The organism is Amphritea opalescens, from assembly GCF_003957515.1.
In the GTDB taxonomy this organism is placed as follows: Bacteria; Pseudomonadota; Gammaproteobacteria; order Pseudomonadales; family Balneatricaceae; genus Amphritea; species Amphritea opalescens.
Map to the genome: position 1 here is coordinate 1 of NZ_RQXW01000007.1, position 21,534 is coordinate 21,534.

A 21,534-nucleotide genomic window follows, 5' to 3' on the forward strand; every position below is an offset into this window, starting at 1 on the left:
ATGGAACCACCCGATCCCTTACCGAACTCGGAAGTGAAACGTCTTAGCGCCAATGGTAGTGTGGGGATTCCCCATGCGAGAGTAGGTCATCGCCAAGCTTCAAATAAGAGACAGCCCCGATCATTAGTTTGATCGGGGCTTTTTCGTTTTTGGCGTATGGGGTTTTTGGTCGGAGAGTGTAGGAACGACATCTGGTAGCGATAGATGTGGATCGGTGGGTTTTAATGGCTCTGGTGCGGTTCGTTCCTCACCGCCCCCTACGCGCTGAAGTTTATCGCCCTATAAGGGACTCCCAGAAAGAGAGATTGGTTATTGTGTGTGAGGAACATGGTTTTTAAATCGCCTTGGATCGATGGTGCGGTTCGCAAAGCTCTCCTCACCTATGCGTTGAGGTTTATCCCTCCTATAAGGAGCTCCTGCACAGGGAGATTTGTGGGAGCTGCCTCTGGCAGCGATGGGTGTATGGCACATACTTGGTTTGATGGTGCGGTTCGTTCCTCACCAAGCACCCTACGTTGACCTGTGTTTTGGTCTAGAATCAACCAGTGTGCAACATGTGCCCCGTTGATGTTAATGCTTCACTACACTCTTTATTCGCGTAGCGTGCCGGTGAGCTTGCGAACCGCACCTTCGTTGCGATAAAGAGTAGTAAAAAGATATATTTCATATAAAACACTTCTTTTTAAGTGCATCAATACTAGCAGGATAACTCTCGTCGTTTGAATCAGATGTCGATGGGCTTGCTAGAAGGGGTAGTTATTTTATATATTGCTCGTCTCGTTTATCAGGCTTGGCGCGATAATCGTGACAACTGATTTCAATTAATAAGCAGGTAGATATGTATACCGAAGAAGATATTCGCCGTTTACGTTGGCAGAGCCGCAGAGGCATGTTGGAGCTAGACGTATTGTTTGTGCCTTTTGTTGAGGAAGTATTTGCAGACCTTGATGAAGAGGATCAAGATCGCTTTGTGAAACTGCTTGCGTGTGAGGATGCTGAACTTTTTGTTTGGTTAATGGAGCGAGGAGAAGCTGAAGATCCTGATATGCAACGCATTGTTCGGATTATATTGGATCGTGTTCAGCCTTCAAGTTGACATAAGACCCTCCGCTATCTGCCGGAGGGTGTTTCTTTTTCTAACGGCGTTATCCGTCTTATCTATCTGGATTTCCGGTTTGGCCATCGGTTTGAAAATACCATTAACGCTCATCTGTGGTGGTTATTTGGTCTATTGCTGGTCTCGTGTCATTGACCTGACGCACCGTCGCTCGGTGACCGGATTGCGTTGGTTAGTTGACAAGAAAGTCGGCTCTATCTGTCTAGGCGGTGAGTGGGTCGAGATTGAAGCGATCCAACAGCGACTGATGTTGCCGCTGCTGCTCGGGCTTAGCGTTAAGCTGAGAGGGCAGCAGGGCAAGGTCGCCGTTGTTATCTGGCGGGATAGTGTTTCAGCGGATCAGTTTCGCAAACTGAGGGTTTTGATGCGCTTTGCCCCGCCGATCAGTGCCAGTCGTAATTAACGGGAGTTAGAATAGTATCCCGGGCTTCTAATCCGCTTTCAGGATAATCCAATGTGTAATGCAAGCCACGACTCTCTTGGCGACGCATGGCAGAACGTATAATCAAATCGGCCACCACTGCTAGATTACGTAACTCAAGCAGGTCTCGGCTTACCTTATAATTACTGTAATACTCTCCGATCTCCTGTTGTAACAAGTCTACCCTGTGCTTCGCTCGTTGCAGTCGTTTGTTAGTTCTGACGATGCCAACGTAATCCCACATAAAGCGTCTTAATTCATCCCAGTTATGGGCGATAATCACATCTTCATCAGAATCAGTGACTTGGCTTTCATCCCAGGCGGGGATTTCAGGCAGTTCACCTAAGGGGTGGTTATGTTGGGTGATATGGCTGGCGGCAGAGGAAGCGTAAACGATACATTCAAGCAGTGAGTTGCTTGCCAGTCGATTGGCACCGTGTAGCCCTGTAAAGGATGTTTCGCCAATGGCGTAAAGGCCTTCGACATCGCTCATGCCATATTGATTGACCATGACGCCACCACAGGTGTAGTGGGCAGCGGGAACAACAGGAATCGGCTCCTTGGTGATATCGATGCCATATTTTAGGCAGCGATCATAGATGGTTGGAAAGTGCTGTGTAATAAAGGCCGCCGGTTTATGGGAGATATCTAAAAATAGGCAGTCGCAGCCGAGGCGTTTCATTTCGTGGTCGATCGCTCTGGCAACGATATCCCGGGGTGCTAACTCACCTCTTTCATCGAACTTGTCCATAAATCGTTTGCCATTGGGCAGTCGCAGTTTGCCACCCTCGCCACGAACGGCTTCGGAGATGAGAAATGATTTTGCCTGCGGGTGGTATAGGCAAGTAGGGTGGAACTGGTTGAACTCAAGGTTGCCGACGCGACATCCTGCCCGCCAAGCCATCGCAATTCCATCGCCTGACGCGCCATCGGGGTTGCTGGTGTAGAGGTAGGCTTTACTGACACCTCCCGTCGCTAAGACCGTTGAGCCGGCTTTAAATACGTTTACATGACCGCTGTTATGGTCGAGAACGTAGGCGCCAATGCAGCGGTTTTCAGGAAGGTTGAGTTTATGTCGTGTAATCAGGTCAACGGCAATATGATCTTCAAATAGATGAATGTTGCTACGGCTACGTGCGCGCTCTATGAGTGTTTGTTGTATTGCCTGGCCGGTTGCATCGGCTGAGTGAATAATACGACGATGGCTGTGACCGCCCTCTTTCGTTAGATGGTACTCATTGCCTTCACGGGTGAAGGGAACGCCCTGTTCGATCAACCACTCGATGCTCTCTTTGCCGTGTTCTACCGTAAATGACACAGCGTCGTGACGGCTGAGATTTGCACCGGCGGTCATGGTGTCTTGGATATGGGCCTCGGTGCTGTCGGTATCATCTAGTACAGCGGCGACGCCTCCTTGGGCTTGGTAAGTGGAACCACTCGTTAGGCTTGCCTTACTGAGAACCGCGATTTTATATGAGTCGGGAAGTCGCAGGGCGAGTCCAAGACCTGAGGCGCCACTGCCAATGATTAAGACATCATACTGAAACTCATTACTCATCGACGTATTCTCTACCGCTATTAATTCAAGCGCTAATTATTGCCTGAACCTGGATTCTGAACCAGTGTATAAGATTAAATTTGTGAATTTTTTTTGATATATGGGAACTAAGTTGATCTATCACGCTCTTACCTTATAACTTAAGCTCAACCCTCGTAAAGGGTTGCATGAAACAGGGGGTGACATTCATACTTCCTTCGTAGCTAGCGAATAGCTACATTAGTTTGGAACTGTTCACACAATAAGGAATCGAATGTCCAGCGAAAGCCAAGCATCGATAGATCAAAAGCTGGTCAAGCGAGTTCAGGAAGGTGATAAAACCGCCTTTGATCTGTTGGTGAAGAAATACCAGCATAAAATTATTGGCCTGATTGGTCGATATGTATATGACCATCATGAAGCGATGGATGTGTCTCAAGAGGCGTTTATCAAAGCCTATAGGGCATTACCGAATTTTCGTGGCGATAGCGCCTTTTATACATGGCTCTACCGTATAGCGATTAATACGGCAAAGAATCATCTGGTGGCTAAGGGTAGAAGACCACCAGATATGGATATTGACGTAGACGATGCTCACCATCTTGAGGGTGACAGCGGATTGAAAGATATCGAAACACCTGAGAATAGCTTATACCGGGACGAATTAGCCCGAGTGGTTAGAAACGCGATGGATAAGTTACCTCAGGATCTTCGGGCAGCCCTCTCATTACGAGAATTTGATGGGCTTAGCTATGAAGATATTGCACAAATTATGGACTGCCCCGTCGGTACTGTACGTTCACGTATATTCCGAGCGCGGGAAGCGATCGATAAAGAGATTGCGCCGCTGTTGAATTAGCCTTGTCGAGTCATTTCTGGCTGACAGGTTGAGACAGAGCGTCGAATTAAACGGCTCTATTGTTTAATACTAATAATGGGTGGAGTTATTTCCCCCGTGTCTGTGAATACAGATACTTAATTCGTGAGGAGTTGGCTAATGAGCGAACAACCCAAGGAAGCTCTTTCCGCATTGATGGACAACGAAGTTGGTGACTTTGAGTTACGCAGCTTGTTGAAGCAGAGTGCAGAGAATAAAGAGTTGCCCGCGCAATGGCAGCGTTATCATATGGCCAGTTCTCTCCTTAAAAATGAACAGCTAGGCCGAGGCGATATCAGTGCTTCGGTGATGCAGGCGATTGATGCCGAGCCGGCGCTACAACAACCGGAAGTGGCTGAAAAGCGTCTATCTAAGAATAGTTTCTTTAAACCGCTTATCAGTATGGCTGTGGCCGCATCGGTCACCGCAGTGGTTATTTTGGGTGGTCAAAACTTTGGGCTGAGTGGCCCGTCGACAGTTGATGCTTCATTGGCACAAGCGCCTCAACCTGCGACTACGATAGGGCAGTCAAGTTATGCGCCCTCTAGCAACTTGATGCGGGCTCAGTTTGGTGCGCCTGCGATAGCGCATCAAACGGATAACGAGAATGACAATATTATTCGTTTTAATGCGAGTTTAAATAGCTATATTCAGCAGCATAATGTTTTGCGTCAGGGGCAATTAGTCAGCTCCACGCCTGGGTGGATTCCTGACGGGTATTCCGCTGTGAAAAATGCGATGGCTCCGGGTGCTGAACTAACAGTGTTTAGTAATGGGGTTAACTCCTTTACTCTCAGTATTGAGAAGACTGGTAGTGCTAAGGTGCCTGAAGGTGCGACCCAGTTAGGTGATATGGTTGCGGTCGGTAAAAAAGTTGATCAGTTTTTTGTAACCGTTGTTGGTGACGTGCCATTGATGGTGGCGGATCGCGTCGCTAACTCCATTGAGAAAATACAGTAATTAACAATGCTTGAAGAAAACGGGCGCGTTGTACGTGTTGGCTCCGGGTCCATTTGGATTGAGATGATTAAGCAGAGCGCTTGTTCCAGTTGTAGCGCTCAAAAAGGCTGCGGACAAAGTCTGCTCGCTAAAATTGGTGATGGTAAGCGACTGGAAATACAGGTTGATAATCCACACCAAATTGATGTTGCCGTGAACGATCAAGTTACACTCGGTGTAGGTGAGCGTTCTTTTTTAACGGCGTCCTTATTGGTTTATATGTTACCCCTGATGATCATGTTTGTAGTGGCCGTCGGGGTAGAGTTGGCAGGGTTCTCTGAACCTAAGGTCATCTTGAGTGCTATTTTAGGGTTGGCAGGTGGGTTTCTGTTAACCCGGTTTATCTCCGGTGTGATAAGCCAAAACTGCAGTTACCGACCGGTGCTGCTTCGAAGAGTCTGATTTACGTTTAGTAATAACTGATAGACAGGATAAGCGATATGAAACTCGTCAGAGCGACTTTTAGTCTGGTTCTTTTCTGGTTGTGTGTAAGTAGCGTGCATGCTGCATTGCCAGAATTTAAAGATTTGGTGAAGCAGGCATCTCCTGCGGTCGTGAATATTAGTACGGTACAGCAGGAGCCTACTCAGGTTCAGGGCATTCCTGATTTACAGTTTCCTAATGACCAACAAATCCCCGATATTTTTAAGCATTTTTTCCGTATACCGGAAGGTTATGGGAATTCTCATAAACATAAAGCACCGCAGTCTTTGGGGTCTGGATTCATTATCTCAGAAGATGGTTATATTCTGACTAACCATCATGTGATAGCGGATGCGGATAAAGTGATCGTGCGTTTGAGTGACCGTCGTGAGCTTGAAGCGAAGATTATTGGTTCTGATAAACGCTCAGACGTCGCGTTATTGAAAATTGATGCGAACGATCTGCCGGTCGTTAAAATTGGTGATTCTGCTAAAGCTGAAGTAGGTGAGTGGGTACTCGCTATCGGTTCTCCCTTCGGTTTTGATCACTCGGTGACGGCGGGTATTATCAGTGCGACTGACAGAAGTTTGGCGAATGAAACCTATGTGCCCTTTATTCAGACAGATGTGGCGATTAATCCCGGCAATTCCGGTGGCCCATTGTTTAACCTGAAAGGGGAAGTGATCGGGATTAACTCACAGATCTATACCCGTTCCGGTGGTTTTATGGGACTGTCTTTTTCGATTCCTATGAATGTTGCGATGGAAGTCGTCGATCAACTTAAGGTAAATGGAAAGGTCAGTCGCGGCTGGTTAGGGGTTATTATTCAAGAGGTTAGCCGTGATTTGGCAGAGTCTTTCGGCTTAGATAAGCCAGAAGGTGCTTTGGTGGCCACCGTTCTACCTGACAGCCCTGCGGAAGAAGCGGGTATTCGTGAAGGCGATATTATTTACAGCTTTAATGGTCATCCGATCGATCGCTCCGGTGATTTACCTCATCAGGTTGGCCGTATCCCACCGGAAACAGACGCCACCGTTGGTATTGTTCGTGGCGGTAAGAAAAAATCATTGACCGTGACTATTGGTTTGCTGCCTGCAACGGGTGATGTGATTAAGACATCCTCTAAAAGTAAAAAGGCCCTGTCTAACCGGTTGAATATACAGTTAGCTGAACTGGATGATCAATTGCGGGAGCGGTTGGGAGTAACGGATGGGGTTGTGGTGCGTCAGGTTGAAGAGGGTGCCGGTGCAGAATCTGGTTTGATGGTGGGTGATGTGATTACCATGCTCAATGGTAAAGATATCAGCTCGATTGATGATTTTACTAGCGTGGCGAAAGCTTTACCGGAGAACAAAGCGGTGCCGATGAGAATCGTGCGTCGGGGAAGCCCAATGTTTATTCCACTTAAATTAAAATAGTCTGTTTCGATTTCAGGGGAGCTTTTAGCTCCCCTGTTTATTTTCAGATGCATTTCTCTTTGATGGTCGTAACAGATGAAATACGGTACACTTGCCCGCTTCAGAATTGCACCCTGAGAATGGGGCTGCATGGTTAAATTTATTAGCTGGTGATTCCGTAGTGAGTAAGCTCGAACACATCCGTAACTTTTCGATTATTGCCCATATTGATCATGGCAAATCCACCTTGGCAGATCGCTTTATTCAGACCTGCGGGGGATTGGCAGAGCGGGAGATGGAACAGCAAGTTCTTGATTCTATGGATCTGGAGCGAGAGCGCGGAATTACCATCAAAGCTCAGAGCGTGACGCTCAATTACACCGCTAAAGATGGCAAGGTCTATCAGCTTAACTTTATCGATACCCCAGGGCATGTGGATTTCAGTTATGAAGTGTCTCGCTCTCTAGCGGCCTGTGAAGGTGCGCTGTTGGTTGTCGATGCTGCCCAGGGTGTTGAGGCTCAGTCCGTTGCGAACTGTTATACCGCTCTGGAACAGGGGCTGGAAGTGCTGCCGATTCTCAATAAAATGGATCTGCCACAGGCTGAGCCTGAGCGGGTGCGTAACGAGATCGAAGAAGTTATCGGTATCGATGCCGAGCATGCGGTTGCCTGTAGCGCGAAAAGTGGTTTAGGCATTGATGAAGTGCTGGAAGCGCTGGTTAAGCATATTCCTGCGCCGGAAGGTGACCCTGACGCGCCCCTGCAAGCGTTAATTATCGATTCTTGGTTTGATAATTATCTCGGTGTCGTCTCGTTGGTACGGGTCAAACAGGGCACTCTGCGTAAGAAAGACAAAATTTTAATTAAGTCGAATCGACAGGTTCAACCCGTCGATGGTGTTGGTATCTTTACCCCTAAGCGTAAAGAAACCGGTGTTCTACGGGCTGGTGAAGTTGGCTATGTGGTCGCCGGTATCAAAGATATCCATGGGGCGCCGGTAGGTGACACCATTACTCATGCTAAAACCCCTGATGTCGATACGCTGCCCGGTTTTAAACGTGTTCAACCGCAGGTTTATGCGGGTCTGTTCCCGACTAGCTCCGATGATTACGAAGATTTTCGTGAAGCGCTGGATAAACTGACGCTAAACGATGCCTCGCTATTCTTCGAGCCTGAATCTTCAGATGCACTGGGGTTTGGTTTCCGCTGTGGTTTCCTTGGGATGCTCCATATGGAGATCATTCAGGAACGCCTTGAGCGGGAATATAATCTTGATTTGGTCACGACTGCACCAACGGTAGTCTATGAGTTAGAACTCAATAGCGGTGAAATCGTAAAGATCGATAGCCCGTCTAAACTCCCTGACCCAGGTTCGATCAAAGAGATGCGCGAACCGATCGTTGAAGCCAATATTTTGGTACCACAAGAATACCTCGGTCAGGTTATCGGCCTATGTGTCGATAAACGCGGTATGCAAAAGAATATGAACTTTGTTGGTAATCAGGTTCAGGTATCCTATGAGTTGCCGATGGCTGAAGTGGTACTCGACTTTTTTGATCGTCTTAAATCGGTTAGTCGAGGCTATGCATCCCTCGAATATAACTTTGTTAGATTTCAGCCGGCCCAACTAGTACGCCTAGATATTCTTATCAATGGCGAGAAGGTCGATGCATTAGCGGTTATCCTGCATAAAGATAATGCGCCGTACCGTGGTCGTCTGCTATGTGAAAAAATGAAAGAGTTGATTCCTCGGCAGATGTTCGATGTGGCGATTCAGGCGGCGATTGGCGGCAAGATTATCTCTCGGACCAACGTTAAGGCGTTGCGTAAGAACGTTATCGCTAAATGTTATGGCGGTGATGTTAGCCGTAAGAAAAAGCTGTTGCAGAAGCAGAAAGAAGGTAAGAAACGGATGAAACAGGTGGGAAGGGTTGAGATTCCTCAGGATGCCTTCCTTGCAGTTTTGAAAGTTGATGGTTAGGACATAGACGCATGGATTTTGATTTTGCACTAATATTAGTGGTACTGACCTTTTTAGCCGCCTTGGGCTGGGTGTATGACCGAATCGTTTTTGCCGGTGCTCGTAATGCTCGAATTGCGGCGGCGCAAGAGGCTAGTGGTGAGTTACCTGAGGCAACATTGGAACAGTTAAATAAAGAGAATGCGGTCGTTGATCTCTGCCGCTCATTATTTCCGGTTCTGCTCGTGGTACTTATTTTGCGCTCATTTGTTGTTGAGCCCTTTCAGATTCCATCAGGGTCGATGAAGCCAACGTTGAAAATTGGCGATTTTATTCTGGTGAATAAATGGCATTATGGTTTTCGTTTGCCGGTGATTGGTACTAATGTGATTCCGATGAATACACCGGAGCGCGGAGATGTCGTGGTGTTTAAATACCCGAATGATCCTAGTATTAACTACATTAAGCGAGTGGTTGGGTTACCCGGTGATCGGGTGAGCTACCAGGATAAAACGATTTACATCAATGGTCAGCCGCAAAAGCAACAATTGCTTGAGCAGATACCGCCGCAGAGTCCGCGATTATTATTGGTCGATGAGACACTGGGAGAGGTTAGCCATCAGATCTACCGAGATGTTGCGCCGCCACGTAGACCGGCAGAGTGGGTCGTTCCTGAAGGGCAATATTTTGTGATGGGCGACAATCGTGATAATAGTAACGATAGTCGTTTCTGGGGCTTCGTCCCAGACGAGTTGTTAGTGGGTAAGGCGTTTGCCGTGTGGATGCATTGGCCGGACTTTTTTACCTTGCCTAACTTTAGTGATGTACGCACTATCCATTAAAAGGAAAATTGGGGTTAGTTATGTCGATACGAAATAAACAGCGAGGCGTGTCATTTTTTGCGCTGATGATCATTTTGATTGTCGCGGGTGTTTTCTTTGCGGTTGGCATGAAGCTGTTTCCGGTCTATTGGGACCACAGCTTGGTCACCTCGATGATGGAAGAGTTGGTCGAAGAGCCTGAAACAAAGAAGGACTCCCCCAATGAAACCCGACTTAAAATATCGAAGCGTTTGCGGATTAATCAGGTGACTCTACCGGTTAAAGACGCTGTGATTATCGATGAAAAAGAAGGGGTGAAGAATATCATCCTGAAATACGATGTAACTGTACCCATGTTTTACAATGTTGATGCAGTGGTTAAATTCCACGAACAGTATGAAGTGATTATCCGTTGATTATTAAGCCAGCCACCGACCTCGCCAAAAAGCTGGGTTATCAGTTTAAAGACGAGAGCATGATTGAATTAGCTCTCACCCACCGTAGCCACGGAAAACGCAATAACGAGCGCTTAGAGTTTCTTGGTGATTCGATTTTGAATTTCGTGATTGCTGAAGCCCTCTACCTGCGTTTTCCTGAAGCGAAAGAAGGTCAGTTGAGTCGTTTACGAGCTCAATTAGTCAAAGGTGAAACCTTGGCGGAACTCGCTCGAGAGATGAAGCTCGGCGATTATCTGCGGTTGGGCTCTGGCGAATTAAAAAGCGGCGGCTATCGTCGGGATTCTATCCTGGCGGATGCGGTTGAGGCGATTATCGGGGCGATCTATCTGGATAGTAATATGGATAGTTGTCGGCCCTATATCCTAGGCTGGTATCAGTCTCGTCTCGAAGAAACATCGTTGTTGGATACCAAAAAGGATTCTAAAACGCGGTTGCAGGAGTTTTTGCAGTCACGTCGGGCTCCACTACCAGACTATGAGTTGTTGTCTGTCAGCGGTGAGGCTCATAAGCAGACGTTTGAAATTCGCTGTGCTGTATCGTTGTTGGATCAGCCAACGGAAGGTAAGGGCAGTAGTCGTCGACAGGCCGAGCAGAATGCGGCTAAAACAGCGCTTGATAAGCTTAAGGTGGTTAAATGAGTCGCGATCTGAGTTATCTACTAGATCAGCCGAGTGACGATCAGCACTGTGGTTTTGTTGCTATTATCGGTCGCCCGAACGTGGGTAAATCCACGTTGATGAACAATATACTCGGGCAAAAGCTGAGTATCACGTCACGTAAACCGCAAACTACTCGTCACCAGATTGTGGGGATTAAAACCGAAGGTGATGTGCAGGCGGTGTATGTTGATACCCCGGGGTTACATAAAGATCAAGACAAGGCGATCAACCGCTACATGAACAAAGCGGCCAGCTCTGCGCTACGTGATGTTGATGTGGTGGTGTTTATTATCGACCGTACGGCTTGGACGGAAGAAGACGAAATCGTTTTCGAAAAGCTCGGTGGTATTAAATGCCCCGTGATTCTGGTGATCAATAAAATTGATCAGCTAGATGATAAAGAATCTCTCTTGCCGCACCTTGAAATACTTTCCCAGAAAATGGATTTTTTGGAAATCATCCCTATATCAGCAAAAACGGGTGCCAGTGTTGATCGTCTCGAAGCGGTGATTAATGAACACCTCCCGAAAAGTATCCATTTTTATCCCGATGACCAGATCACCGATCGCAGTTCTCGCTTCCTTGCCGCTGAACTGGTGCGTGAGAAGTTGATGCGTAATCTTGGTGAGGAAGTGCCCTACGGTACCACCGTCGAGATTGAAGAGTTTAAGCGTAACGAACGGGGCATTTTAATTATTAGCGCCCTGATCCTCGTTGAACGGGAAGGCCAAAAACGTATCGTGATTGGCGATAAAGGCGATAAGATCAAAGGTATCGGCCGGGACGCGCGTCTCGATATGGAAAAGATGTTTGATTCGAAAGTCATGCTGAATCTCTGGGTTAAAGTGCGTAGCAACTGGTCCGATGATGAACGGGCTTTGCGTAGCCTTGGATACAACGATATAGAGTGACGATAGGCCGCGGATGAGTTATCAGGTTGAAGCTCAGGCGGCTTATGTCCTGCATACCCGGCCATATCGGGAAACCAGTCTACTTGTTGATCTGTTTACCTTAGAACAGGGTAAAGTCAGTGTGGTTGTCAAAGGCGCGCGTAGCCCTCGCTCTCGTATGCGGGCGATGATGCAACCGTTTACCCCACTACAGATCAATTTACGGGGTCGTCACGAACTAAAAACGCTGCTTCAGGCTGAAGCCGTCGCTGCGCCCGTGTTTCTAAAGGGCGATGCCTTGATTTGTGGGCTTTATGTCAATGAACTGCTAGAACGTCTACTGCAGCCGGCCGACCCTCATCCTCATCTCTACGTTTTTTATCAATATGTCTTAAATGAGCTGTTAGCGGCGACCGATATTGAATTGGCACTGCGGACGTTCGAGCAGAAATTATTACAGCAGTTAGGTTTTCAGTTTGATGTTCAGGCATGTCAGCCAGAGGCTATCTACCGCTACGAGCCTTCGCGGGGGTTTATTTCGGTTAGACAGTTGTCCGATGCGTTGAAGCCGTTGTGTTTTAGTGGTGATCAGTTAATCGGTATCGTAGCAGAGGAGTATCATCGTCCAGAGATTCGCCGTGCGGCTAAACGACTGATGCGGCTGGCGTTGGAAACCCAGTTGGGGAATCGGCCACTGCGTAGTCGTGAGTTGCTGCAGGGATATCGGCCGAAAGGTTGATCGAGACAATCCTGTTTGAAACAAGCCCGTCAGGCTATTTCTCTGTTGATGATTCTAGTAAGCTTTAATCTTTAATTACTTTCTATTTCTTTACTTATGAAGAGGTTTACCGTGGTTGAGCCAAGCCGTTTACTACTAGGGGTCAATATTGATCATGTTGCCACACTGCGTCAGGCGCGGGGCACGCGTTACCCCGACCCGGTTCAGGCTGCTGCCGTGGCGGAAGACGCCGGCGCCGATGGTATAACCGTTCACCTGCGCGAAGATCGGCGCCATATTCAGGATCGTGATATCTATCTGCTGGCGGATACTCTGCAAACGCGGATGAACTTTGAGATGGCGGTGACCGATGAAATGGTGTCCATTGCCGAAAAAGTACAGCCAGGGCATGCGTGTTTAGTCCCCGAAAAGCGCGAAGAGTTAACCACCGAAGGTGGGCTTGACGTTGTCGGCCAGTTACAAAAAGTGAAAGCAGCCTGTGATCGCTTGGCTGCGGCGGGTGTGACCGCATCGTTATTTATTGATCCAGAACAAGATCAGATAGACGCGACCTTGGCCTGTGGTGCCCCGGTGATTGAATTGCATACCGGAGCCTATGCGGATGCCGAAACACCCGCGGAGCAGAAAGCAGAACTAACACGGATTAAAGAAGCTGCCGCTTATGCGTTTAGCAAAGGCTTGGTAGTGAATGCTGGGCATGGTTTGAATTATCATAATGTTGAGCAGGTTGCTGAAATTCCTGAAATTAATGAGCTGAATATCGGTCATGGCATCATGGCTAGGGCCGTGTTTGTCGGCTTAAAGGAAGCGGTTGCTGAGATGCGACGCTTGATGATGGAAACCCAAGTACGGGTACAGTCATTGCGGGACGCCGTGCGTCGATGATTCTCGGTGTGGGGACGGATCTGTTGGATATTCGTCGTATCGGTAAGGCGTTGGAAAGAACACCGCGTCTTGCTGAGCGTATTTTGACCGCTGCGGAATTCGAGCAGTTTAGTACCTCATCAGAACCGGTGAATTTTTTGGCCAAACGCTTTGCCGCTAAAGAAGCCGCGGTAAAGGCGTTGGGTACGGGTATTGGTCGGGGGATCAGTTGGCAACATTTTAACATTAGCCATGATTCACTCGGCCGCCCACTCATCGAGATGAACGGTGGAGCCCTAGAAAAAGCGGAGCAACGCGGTATCCGGCAGATTCATATCTCCTACAGCGATGAAACGGATCATGTCGTCGCTTTCGCGGTAGCGGAGTCTTAAACAAGTTTTCCATTTTCTGCTAAAAGGGAGGCTTCTTTTTGATTGAGCTTTTCAACGACCACCGGTACTATTCCATACATGTTTTTCGGTATATAAAACTCCCTTTTAATTCTCTTCGGTTATAAGTTTATATTGAATCGAAGGTCGGTGGATGTGCAGGCGTATGAGTATTAATTTTCCAACCATTGAAGACTATGTGGGTAATACCCCTTTGGTGCGCCTGCAAAGGCTGAACGTCGGGCGCGGTAATACTGTGCTTTGTAAACTGGAAGGTAATAACCCTGCCGGTTCAGTGAAAGATCGTCCAGCGATGAGCATGATTCAGCTGGCCGAGCAGCGTGGCCAGATCTCACCGGGCGACACATTGATCGAAGCGACTTCCGGTAATACCGGTATCGCTCTAGCCATGGCTGCAGCGATTAAGGGTTACAAGATGAAGCTGATCATGCCGGATAACAGCAGTGAAGAGCGCAAAACGTCGATGACCGCTTACGGTGCCGAATTGATCTCTGTGACCAAAGAGCAGGGGATGGAAGGTGCGCGGGATCTCGCTTTACAGATGCAGGCTGAAGGGCAGGGGATCTTGCTTGATCAGTTTGCTAACAGGGATAACCCTGAAGCGCACTACCGTGGTACAGGGCCGGAACTATGGCAACAGACCGATGGTCGCATCACTCACTTTGTCAGTTCTATGGGGACTACCGGCACCATCATGGGGACTTCCCGTTATTTGAAAGAGCAAAACCCTGAGGTTCAGGTGGTGGGTCTACAGCCGGCCGAAGGGGCGTCGATTCCCGGTATTCGGCGCTGGCCCGAAGCCTATCTGCCTAAGATCTTTGAAGCCTCCCGGGTGGATCGTGTGCTCGATATCACTCAGGATGAGGCCGAGCAGACGATGCGTGCATTGGCTCGACAAGAGGGCATCTTCTGTGGGGTCTCTTCCGGTGGGGCAGTCGCCGGTGCATTGCGGTTAGCGCAAGAGGTTGAGAATGCCATTATCGTGTGCATCATCTGCGACCGCGGGGATAGGTATCTATCCACCGGGGTTTTTAATCATTAATAGCGTCGATTAAAGGAGCCTTGAGCTCCTTTTTTTATGCTGGGATTCGTCGTTTTAGTACCTTGGTCGAGTAAGGCGGGGAGGTGATGGCACTGAACTTACTCGCTATTGAAGGTCTGAAATAATAGAATGGGCCGCTGTATACGCTATTGGTTTTAGCATAGATGTAAAAATAGCTTTTTCTCTGCTGCAGTTTTATTTCGCTATTTAGCAGGGGGCGCAATAGTTTTTAGGGTATCAGGTAACGAAGGGAGCGGCGTAGCGCTGTGGTAAAAGTACGCGAAGATCATCCGATACAAGCTGATGGTAGTGTTGATCTGGAAATGTGGCTGGAGCGGTTACAGGAACAGGTTGAGGTTAAGGACATTGATACAATCCGTCAGGCTTGTTTGTATGCTCAACAGCTAAAGGAAGAGGCGGAGCCCTCTGAAGGTTCATGGAGTGATTGTGATAGTTATCTCACCGGCTTGGAGATGGCGCAGATTCTGATTGAGCTAAATCAGGATCAAGACGCGCTGGTCGCCGCGATTCTCTATCGCAGTGTCCGTGAGAAACGTACCACGTTGGAAGATATACGTCGCCGCTTTGGTCAAACCATTACCTCGCTAATTGACGGCGTCTTGCAGATGGCGGCTATCGGTAGCCGGCAGAATCCGCGGCGTGAAAATGTCTTAGGCCAGAGTGGTAACCCGTTAGACAATGTCCGCAAAATGTTGGTCTCCATGATCGACGATGTGCGGGTTGTGCTGATCAAAATTGCGGAACGTACCTGTGCGATTCGGCGAGTAAAAGGGGACTCTCGCAAAAAACGCTATCTGGTGGCGCGAGAAGTGTTTGATGTCTATGCCCCGCTGGCTCACCGCTTGGGTATCGGACATATCAAATGGGAACTGGAAGACCTCTCTTTCCGTTATCTGAAACCCAATGATTATAAACAGATAGCTTCATTGCTGGATGAGAAGCGACTCGACCGGCAACAGTTTATCGAAGATTCTGTCAGTATTCTGAACTCTGAACTTGAGCGGATGAATATTGATGGTGATGTGATGGGTCGCGCCAAGCACATCTATAGTATCTGGCGCAAAATGCAGCGCAAAAATATTGCCTTTAACCAGGTTTACGATATCCGTGCGGTAAGAATATTGGTGCCGGAAATTCGTGACTGTTATACCGTTTTAGGTATCGTGCATGGTTTGTGGCGCAATATCCCACACGAATTTGATGACTACATCGCATCACCGAAACCGAACGGCTACCGGTCACTGCACACTGCAGTGTTTGGCCCGTCAGGTAAGGTATTAGAGATTCAGATCCGCACCTTCTCAATGCATGAGGAGGCGGAACTAGGCGTCTGTGCCCATTGGCTTTATAAAGGCACCGATACGCAGTCTAACAGCTCGAGTTACGAAGAGAAGATCGCTTGGTTACGGCAGGTATTGGAGTGGACTGAAGATCTAGGTGAATCCGAAGCCTTTTCGGAAGTGCTCAGCGGTGATGTTGCCCATGACCGTGTGTATGTCTTTACCCCCGATGGTCACGTTGTCGATATGCCGGTTAAATCCACGCCTGTTGATTTTGCGTATCGTGTGCATACCGAGGTCGGCCACCGTTGCCGAGGCGCGAAAGTTAACGGACGGATTGTGCCTTTGACTCGGCAGTTACAAACCGGAGATCAGGTAGAGATTCTTACCGCCAATGAGGAACACCCTCGACGCGATTGGCTTAACCCTAACTTAGGCTATATCACCAGCGCCCGCTCACGGGCGAAGGTGCAGCACTGGTTTAAACTGCAAGACAAAGATAAGAACGCCGCGGCCGGTAAGAAGATCATTGACCGTGAATTCCGTCGCCTAGCATTAGACAGTAATGACCTTAACTTTACTCAGATGGCGAAGACGGTCAATCATCGGACGGCGGAGGATATGTACGCCTCTCTCGGTGCTGGGGATATCCGTCTGTCACAGGTGATTAATGCTGCGCAACAACAGGTCGAGAGTGATCATCATGATGCTCAGTTGGATCTGGCCTTGCCGAGCAATACCGGCCGATCCGCACGAGAGCATAGCGGCTCGGACGGTATTAACATCCGTGGGGTGGGTAATCTGCTCACCACGATTGCGCCCTGTTGCAAACCGGTACCGGGTGATCTGATTATCGGCTATATCACCAAGAACCGCGGTGTCTCCATTCACCGCGAAGACTGTATCAATGTATTCCAGCTGCGCCAACATGAAGGCGAGCGGGTGGTGGAAGTCAGTTGGGGTGAAGAAGCTGAATCAACCTATCCTGTGGATATCTATGTCGAAGCGTTTGACCGTTCCGGCCTGTTACGGGATCTGATGATGGTGATGGCGAACGAAAATGTGAATCTAGTGGCTGCGCACACTCAATCGGATAAGAAGAGTAATATTGCTCAGTTGACCCTAACCATTGAGATCAGTCGTCTTGAATTGCTGGGTAAGATCATGGATAAGATTAATCAAATTCCAAACGTTACCGATGTTCACCGACAGCGAAGTGGCTCCTGATGGCAGTACAATATACGCTTAACGATTTGATTACGTTGATGGCTAGGCTACGTGATCCTGAGGACGGTTGCCCTTGGGATCTGAAGCAGGATTTTGCCAGCATTGTGCCCCACACCCTTGAAGAAGCCTATGAGGTGGCTGACACCATTGAGCGGCAGGATTGGAGCCATCTTCAAGGTGAACTAGGCGATCTACTGTTTCAGGTTGTTTTCTATGCCCGTCTGGCGCAAGAAGAGCAACGCTTTGGTTTCGCCGAGGTTATCGACACGCTGGTTGCCAAACTCATTCGCCGTCACCCCCATGTTTTCCCTGATGGTACCTTGGAAAGCCGGCGTACGGCTGAGCCGCTAGATGAGCAGGCCATTAAAGAGACTTGGGAAGCGATAAAAGCGACTGAGCGGGCGGCTAAACCGGTCGAGGAACCTCGGGTATTGGATGATATCCCGATGGCCTTGCCGGCGCTTAATCGTGCTGAAAAGTTACAAAAGCGGGCCGCGCAGGTCGGTTTTGATTGGGGGGATGTGCTACCGGTGCTGGATAAGATCGAAGAGGAGATCGCAGAGCTACGTGAGGCGATCGCTGCCGGTGATCTACTCGAGATGGAGCATGAACTGGGTGACCTGATGTTTGCTCAGGTTAATTTGGCGCGGCATATGGGAGTTAATCCAGAGAGTGCGCTGCGTTATACCAATCAAAAATTCACCAATCGTTTTAACTATATCGAAGATCGAGTGACGGGGGCGGGTAAACAATGGCAGGACTTTACCCTCGATGAGCTCGATGCTTGGTGGGACGAGGCTAAACAGAAAGGTCTATAGTCATCATCTTGCCGTCTAGGTGGCCATTTTTAGAATGTTAATCTGGCCGCTCAGGATGTTAGAGCCGCGTTAGAACGGAGGTCAAGCATGGGTTCGACACAATGGATTATTCTGGCGTTCATCATTATGGCTGGGTTGGGATATTGGAATTACCAGCGGATGGATGGACAGCGTAAAGCGTTGCAAACGGCCGGATTTCAAATCTCTGATGAGCTTAAAGGCAACCCTCCCTTGTTAATCAGTGCTTCTCAACGTCAGATTGCCGTCTTGAATCCCTCGGGCTATCAGCGATTTAGTTTTGATCAGCTACAAGGGGCCGAGGTCCGTTCGGACTCATTAGCAACAACCGATACGCGTTTTCGTGTTGCCCTGATCTTGGATGGTGAAGCGGATGTGGAAATTGGTTTCGAAAATGAACCCCGAGCGGATATCGCGCTGAAGCAACTACGACGATTGACCGGTCATTAATCTGCTACCTTTATATTGATACTAAGATAGTATTTGTGCTTTGCACAAATCGTGTAATATCAGTGTTAATGTATAAACATTAGTTTATGAACAGTATGTTGCAGATATGACAGGGGATGCGGAATGACGACGCTTCACGAAGACCTGCGAGACGACGTTCGGATGCTTGGTGACTGTCTTGGACAGACCATTATTGCTCACAAAGGGCAGGCATTTCTGGATAAAATCGAAACCATTCGAGCCCTGTCTAAGGCGGGGAGATCATCAGGTAAACCCGTCGGTGATGAGTTGCTGAAGACACTCAGCGAGCTCGACGATGATGATCTGTTACCGGTTGCGCGGGCATTTACTCAATTTCTTAACCTTTCCAATATTGCTGAAGAACACCATCGGGTGCGCCGTCGCTCGGGGGTTATGGATGTTTGCACCAGCGATTCTTTTTGCGGCTTGATTGGTCGTTTGATTCAGCAAGGCTCCACCAAGCAACAGATTGCCGATGCCGTTTGCGAAATGGATGTTGAGTTGGTGTTGACCGCTCACCCAACCGAGGTTAACCGACGGACGTTGATTCAGAAGTTTGATTCGATCACCGAATGTTTACAGCGTATTGATCGTGGTGAAAACCTACGCCACCGGCTGCATGATCTAATCAGTCAAGCATGGCATACCGATACTATTCGCAAGCAGCGTCCCACGCCGATCGATGAAGCTAAATGGGGCTTTGCCGTGATTGAAAACTCCCTGTGGGAGGCGGTGCCAGTCTTTCTGCGTCATATCGATCAGCAATTATTTGATGCGACCGGTATTCACCTACCATTGACCCGTTCTCCGGTTCGCTTCGCGTCTTGGATGGGAGGGGATCGTGACGGTAATCCAAATGTAACCTCCAAGACCACGGAACAGGTATTGTTACTGTCCCGCTGGATGGCCGCGGATCTCTATATTAAAGATATTGAGCGGTTGCGTACCGAGCTATCGATGAACCAGTGCAGTGACGAGCTGCGACAGCAGGTGGGGGATCATGCGGAACCCTATCGGGAACTGTTACGAGAAGTCATCCAGGCGCTGACGAAGACCAAGCATTGGGTGACCGAACGCTTGGATGGACACCCTGTGGATAAAGAGGGTGTCTATATTCTGCCGAATCAGCTACTCGAACCGCTATTGCTGATTGATTCATCGTTGCGTCATTGCCGGATGGATGTAATTGCGGATGGCCTCTTAAGCGATACTATTCGACGGGTTGCCTGTTTTGGTATGAACTTGGTGAATCTCGATATTCGCCAAAACGCTGATCGCCATGCTGAAGTACTGGATGAGTTGACCGGTTTCTACGGTATTGGTTGTTACAGTGAGTGGAGCGAAACCAATAAGCAGATGTTTCTGCTGAAAGAGCTGCAGGAAAAGCGGCCACTATTTCCCCGCGACTGGCACCCCTCTGCGGATGTTCAGGAGGTGCTGGATACCTGTCGTGTGGTGGCCCATGAAGAGCCGAACTCGCTTGGCTCCTATGTCATCTCTATGGCTAGCCAACCATCGGATGTACTGGCAGTTATCCTGCTGCTGAAAGAGAGCGGTATCCAACATAATATTCGGGTTGCGCCGTTGTTTGAAACCCTTGATGACTTGGATAATGCCGAAAACTGTATCCGTCAGTTATTGGCGATTCCATGGTATAAGCAGTACACCGAAGGGCATCAGGAGGTGATGATCGGTTATTCCGATTCAGCCAAGGATGCTGGACAGTTAGCCGCTGCGTGGGGTCAATATCGTGCACAGGAAGCGTTAACCAAGATTTGTCAGGAGTACGATGTCCACCTAACTCTGTTTCATGGCCGTGGAGGCACTGTTGGCCGTGGGGGGGGACCAAGTCATACGGCTATTCTGGCACAGCCGCCAGGCTCTGTTGCGGGAAGCCTGCGGGTGACTGAGCAGGGCGAGATGATCCGCTTTAAATTTGGTATTCCTGACATTGCCGTGCGGAATTTGGAGCTCTATACCTCGGCCACATTGGAAGCGACATTGGCGCCGGCCCCAGGGCCTAAACCGGAATGGCGTCAGTTGATGAATGAGATGGCTCAAACCGGGTTGACCGCGTATCGGCAGGTGGTGCGGTTTGATCCTCAGTTTGTGCCTTACTTCCGCTCTGCGACGCCTGAGCAGGAGCTAGCAAAACTGCCGCTGGGCAGTCGGCCGGCGAAACGTAAAGCTGATGGCGGTGTCGAGAGTTTGCGGGCGATCCCTTGGATCTTTGCTTGGACGCAGATTCGTTTGATGTTACCGGCGTGGCTAGGCAGTGATATCGCCCTACAGCAAACCCTCGATAAAGGGCAGTTTGAACTGGTGCAAACCATGCGCCGAGATTGGCCATTCTTCCGTTCCTATATGGATATGTTGGAGATGGTCATGGCAAAGTCCGATGGCAATATCGCTGCCTATTACGAAAAACGTTTGGTGTCGGAAGAGCTGAGCGTGTTGGGGGCTGATCTGCGTTGCCGCCTTGCAAACACCATCGAACTGGTGAAAAAGATTAAACAGCAAGACAGACTGTTGGAGCATAGTCCGGTTATTCGCCAATCGATTGAGGTGCGTAACCCCTATATTGATCCGTTACACTTTCTACAGGCTGAGCTGTTGTATCGTGATCGAAACCAGCCTGATGAACGTTTAGAACAGGCATTAATGATCACGATGGCGGGCATTTCTGCCGGAATGCGCAATACCGGCTAATCTTCTGTTATAGCGCCTGCTTGCGTCATGATTAGAGCGTCAGCAGGCGTGGCAATGGTGGCTAAAAGGGGTGATTCTGCGCTCAATATTACCCGCGTCATGCTTGCGGATGGGGCGTGTCAATTGATAATCGGGGTCAATAAAAGCAGATCTTATCCTTTTGGGGGGTTGCTACATTAGGCAGTTTTGACTACCCTCGATCGATCTTTTTTTGGCCTTGTGACCTAAAGATTACATCGTAGAAGAAAGTTGCCTCCCTCAATTGGCCCTGTAGCAGTATGGGTTGTTGGTCGAATGTCCAATTGTGTGTTGTAGGCATAGGGCTATAGTGTAAAACATTGCCTCTCAAGAAATTTCAGCCGGCGGTTAGCGGATA

The 21,534-nt window shown here is 48.8% G+C and carries 20 protein-coding genes and 1 rRNA gene; 20 read left to right on the forward strand and 1 reads right to left on the reverse strand.

Annotated features, from left to right (window positions below; translation table 11 throughout):
* The 3 genes from rrf to EH243_RS09040 all read left to right on the forward strand — a co-directional run.
* Positions 1–98: ribosomal RNA gene (gene rrf / locus EH243_RS09030) — 5S ribosomal RNA — on the forward strand; the annotation flags it as partial.
* A gap of 740 nt (positions 99–838) precedes the next feature.
* On the forward strand, positions 839–1,096 hold the full coding sequence (locus tag EH243_RS09035; protein ID WP_126158333.1) for an FAD assembly factor SdhE: 258 nt from the start codon (positions 839–841) through the stop codon (positions 1,094–1,096).
* 28 nt (positions 1,097–1,124) lie between these two features.
* Positions 1,125–1,520 (forward strand): protein YgfX, encoded by a 396-nt coding sequence (locus tag EH243_RS09040; RefSeq protein ID WP_164549083.1) that lies wholly within the window; start codon positions 1,125–1,127, stop codon positions 1,518–1,520.
* Here EH243_RS09040 and nadB read toward each other — a convergent pair.
* Positions 1,501–3,096, reverse strand: a complete 1,596-nt coding sequence (gene nadB, locus EH243_RS09045) for an L-aspartate oxidase (protein WP_126158335.1) — start codon at positions 3,094–3,096, stop codon at positions 1,501–1,503. The two genes, EH243_RS09040 and nadB, sit on opposite strands and share 20 nt — an antisense overlap.
* 253 nt (positions 3,097–3,349) lie before the next feature.
* Between nadB and rpoE the strand changes: the two genes are divergently transcribed.
* From rpoE to ppc, 17 genes are all read left to right on the forward strand, one after another.
* Positions 3,350–3,934, forward strand: a complete 585-nt coding sequence (rpoE, locus tag EH243_RS09050; RefSeq protein WP_126158336.1) for an RNA polymerase sigma factor RpoE — start codon at positions 3,350–3,352, stop codon at positions 3,932–3,934.
* A gap of 138 nt (positions 3,935–4,072) precedes the next feature.
* On the forward strand, positions 4,073–4,912 hold the full coding sequence (locus tag EH243_RS09055) for a MucB/RseB C-terminal domain-containing protein (RefSeq protein WP_126158337.1): 840 nt from the start codon (positions 4,073–4,075) through the stop codon (positions 4,910–4,912).
* A 6-nt stretch (positions 4,913–4,918) separates the two neighbouring features.
* Positions 4,919–5,353 carry a SoxR reducing system RseC family protein gene (locus EH243_RS09060; RefSeq protein ID WP_126158338.1) on the forward strand — a complete coding sequence of 145 codons (435 nt, stop codon included), beginning with the start codon at positions 4,919–4,921 and terminating at the stop codon, positions 5,351–5,353.
* Positions 5,354–5,391: 38 nt separating this feature from the next.
* Positions 5,392–6,792 carry a DegQ family serine endoprotease gene (locus tag EH243_RS09065; RefSeq protein WP_126158339.1) on the forward strand — a complete coding sequence of 467 codons (1,401 nt, stop codon included), beginning with the start codon at positions 5,392–5,394 and terminating at the stop codon, positions 6,790–6,792.
* A gap of 160 nt (positions 6,793–6,952) precedes the next feature.
* Positions 6,953–8,752 (forward strand): translation elongation factor 4, encoded by a 1,800-nt coding sequence (gene lepA, locus EH243_RS09070; RefSeq protein WP_126158340.1) that lies wholly within the window; start codon positions 6,953–6,955, stop codon positions 8,750–8,752.
* Positions 8,753–8,763: 11 nt separating this feature from the next.
* Positions 8,764–9,573 carry a signal peptidase I gene (gene lepB / locus EH243_RS09075; protein WP_126158341.1) on the forward strand — a complete coding sequence of 270 codons (810 nt, stop codon included), beginning with the start codon at positions 8,764–8,766 and terminating at the stop codon, positions 9,571–9,573.
* A 20-nt stretch (positions 9,574–9,593) separates the two neighbouring features.
* Complete coding sequence (locus EH243_RS09080) at positions 9,594–9,968, forward strand: DUF4845 domain-containing protein (protein ID WP_126158342.1); 375 nt, start codon at positions 9,594–9,596, stop codon at positions 9,966–9,968.
* Entirely contained in the window at positions 9,968–10,648 is a 681-nt protein-coding gene (gene rnc / locus EH243_RS09085) for a ribonuclease III (RefSeq protein WP_126158544.1), read from the forward strand. The genes EH243_RS09080 and rnc overlap by 1 nt, the downstream gene beginning before the upstream one ends.
* Positions 10,645–11,580, forward strand: a complete 936-nt coding sequence (era, locus tag EH243_RS09090) for a GTPase Era (protein WP_126158343.1) — start codon at positions 10,645–10,647, stop codon at positions 11,578–11,580. Before rnc ends, era begins: the two co-directional genes overlap by 4 nt.
* A gap of 13 nt (positions 11,581–11,593) precedes the next feature.
* A complete protein-coding gene (gene recO, locus EH243_RS09095) occupies positions 11,594–12,298 on the forward strand; it encodes a DNA repair protein RecO (protein WP_126158344.1) in 705 nt (234 codons plus the stop codon).
* A gap of 111 nt (positions 12,299–12,409) precedes the next feature.
* The gene (gene pdxJ, locus EH243_RS09100) at positions 12,410–13,183 is read left to right on the forward strand and encodes a pyridoxine 5'-phosphate synthase (RefSeq protein WP_241235032.1); all 774 of its coding nucleotides are present in this window, start codon (positions 12,410–12,412) and stop codon (positions 13,181–13,183) included.
* The gene (gene acpS / locus EH243_RS09105) at positions 13,180–13,554 is read left to right on the forward strand and encodes a holo-ACP synthase (protein WP_126158346.1); all 375 of its coding nucleotides are present in this window, start codon (positions 13,180–13,182) and stop codon (positions 13,552–13,554) included. The genes pdxJ and acpS overlap by 4 nt, the downstream gene beginning before the upstream one ends.
* 163 nt (positions 13,555–13,717) lie before the next feature.
* Entirely contained in the window at positions 13,718–14,614 is an 897-nt protein-coding gene (cysM, locus tag EH243_RS09110; RefSeq protein WP_126158347.1) for a cysteine synthase CysM, read from the forward strand.
* 266 nt (positions 14,615–14,880) lie between these two features.
* Positions 14,881–17,142, forward strand: a complete 2,262-nt coding sequence (gene relA, locus EH243_RS09115; protein ID WP_126158348.1) for a GTP diphosphokinase — start codon at positions 14,881–14,883, stop codon at positions 17,140–17,142.
* A complete protein-coding gene (gene mazG, locus EH243_RS09120) occupies positions 17,142–17,960 on the forward strand; it encodes a nucleoside triphosphate pyrophosphohydrolase (RefSeq protein WP_126158349.1) in 819 nt (272 codons plus the stop codon). The genes relA and mazG overlap by 1 nt, the downstream gene beginning before the upstream one ends.
* An 87-nt stretch (positions 17,961–18,047) precedes the next feature.
* Positions 18,048–18,428 (forward strand): hypothetical protein, encoded by a 381-nt coding sequence (locus EH243_RS09125; protein ID WP_126158350.1) that lies wholly within the window; start codon positions 18,048–18,050, stop codon positions 18,426–18,428.
* 123 nt (positions 18,429–18,551) lie between these two features.
* The gene (gene ppc / locus EH243_RS09130; protein ID WP_126158351.1) at positions 18,552–21,158 is read left to right on the forward strand and encodes a phosphoenolpyruvate carboxylase; all 2,607 of its coding nucleotides are present in this window, start codon (positions 18,552–18,554) and stop codon (positions 21,156–21,158) included.
* Positions 21,159–21,534 lie beyond the last annotated feature (376 nt).

Excerpts from the sequence above, each read along its gene's own strand:
- EH243_RS09035 (WP_126158333.1), top strand. The coding sequence starts at position 839 with ATGTATACCGAAGAAGATATTCGCCGTTTACGTTGGCAGAGCCGCAGA.
- nadB (WP_126158335.1), bottom strand. The coding sequence starts at position 3,096 with ATGAGTAATGAGTTTCAGTATGATGTCTTAATCATTGGCAGTGGCGCC.
- rpoE (WP_126158336.1), top strand. The coding sequence starts at position 3,350 with ATGTCCAGCGAAAGCCAAGCATCGATAGATCAAAAGCTGGTCAAGCGA.
- EH243_RS09055 (WP_126158337.1), top strand. The coding sequence starts at position 4,073 with ATGAGCGAACAACCCAAGGAAGCTCTTTCCGCATTGATGGACAACGAA.
- EH243_RS09060 (WP_126158338.1), top strand. The coding sequence starts at position 4,919 with ATGCTTGAAGAAAACGGGCGCGTTGTACGTGTTGGCTCCGGGTCCATT.
- EH243_RS09065 (WP_126158339.1), top strand. The coding sequence starts at position 5,392 with ATGAAACTCGTCAGAGCGACTTTTAGTCTGGTTCTTTTCTGGTTGTGT.
- lepB (WP_126158341.1), top strand. The coding sequence starts at position 8,764 with ATGGATTTTGATTTTGCACTAATATTAGTGGTACTGACCTTTTTAGCC.
- EH243_RS09080 (WP_126158342.1), top strand. The coding sequence starts at position 9,594 with ATGTCGATACGAAATAAACAGCGAGGCGTGTCATTTTTTGCGCTGATG.
- era (WP_126158343.1), top strand. The coding sequence starts at position 10,645 with ATGAGTCGCGATCTGAGTTATCTACTAGATCAGCCGAGTGACGATCAG.
- recO (WP_126158344.1), top strand. The coding sequence starts at position 11,594 with ATGAGTTATCAGGTTGAAGCTCAGGCGGCTTATGTCCTGCATACCCGG.
- acpS (WP_126158346.1), top strand. The coding sequence starts at position 13,180 with ATGATTCTCGGTGTGGGGACGGATCTGTTGGATATTCGTCGTATCGGT.
- cysM (WP_126158347.1), top strand. The coding sequence starts at position 13,718 with ATGAGTATTAATTTTCCAACCATTGAAGACTATGTGGGTAATACCCCT.
- mazG (WP_126158349.1), top strand. The coding sequence starts at position 17,142 with ATGGCAGTACAATATACGCTTAACGATTTGATTACGTTGATGGCTAGG.
- EH243_RS09125 (WP_126158350.1), top strand. The coding sequence starts at position 18,048 with ATGGGTTCGACACAATGGATTATTCTGGCGTTCATCATTATGGCTGGG.
- ppc (WP_126158351.1), top strand. The coding sequence starts at position 18,552 with ATGACGACGCTTCACGAAGACCTGCGAGACGACGTTCGGATGCTTGGT.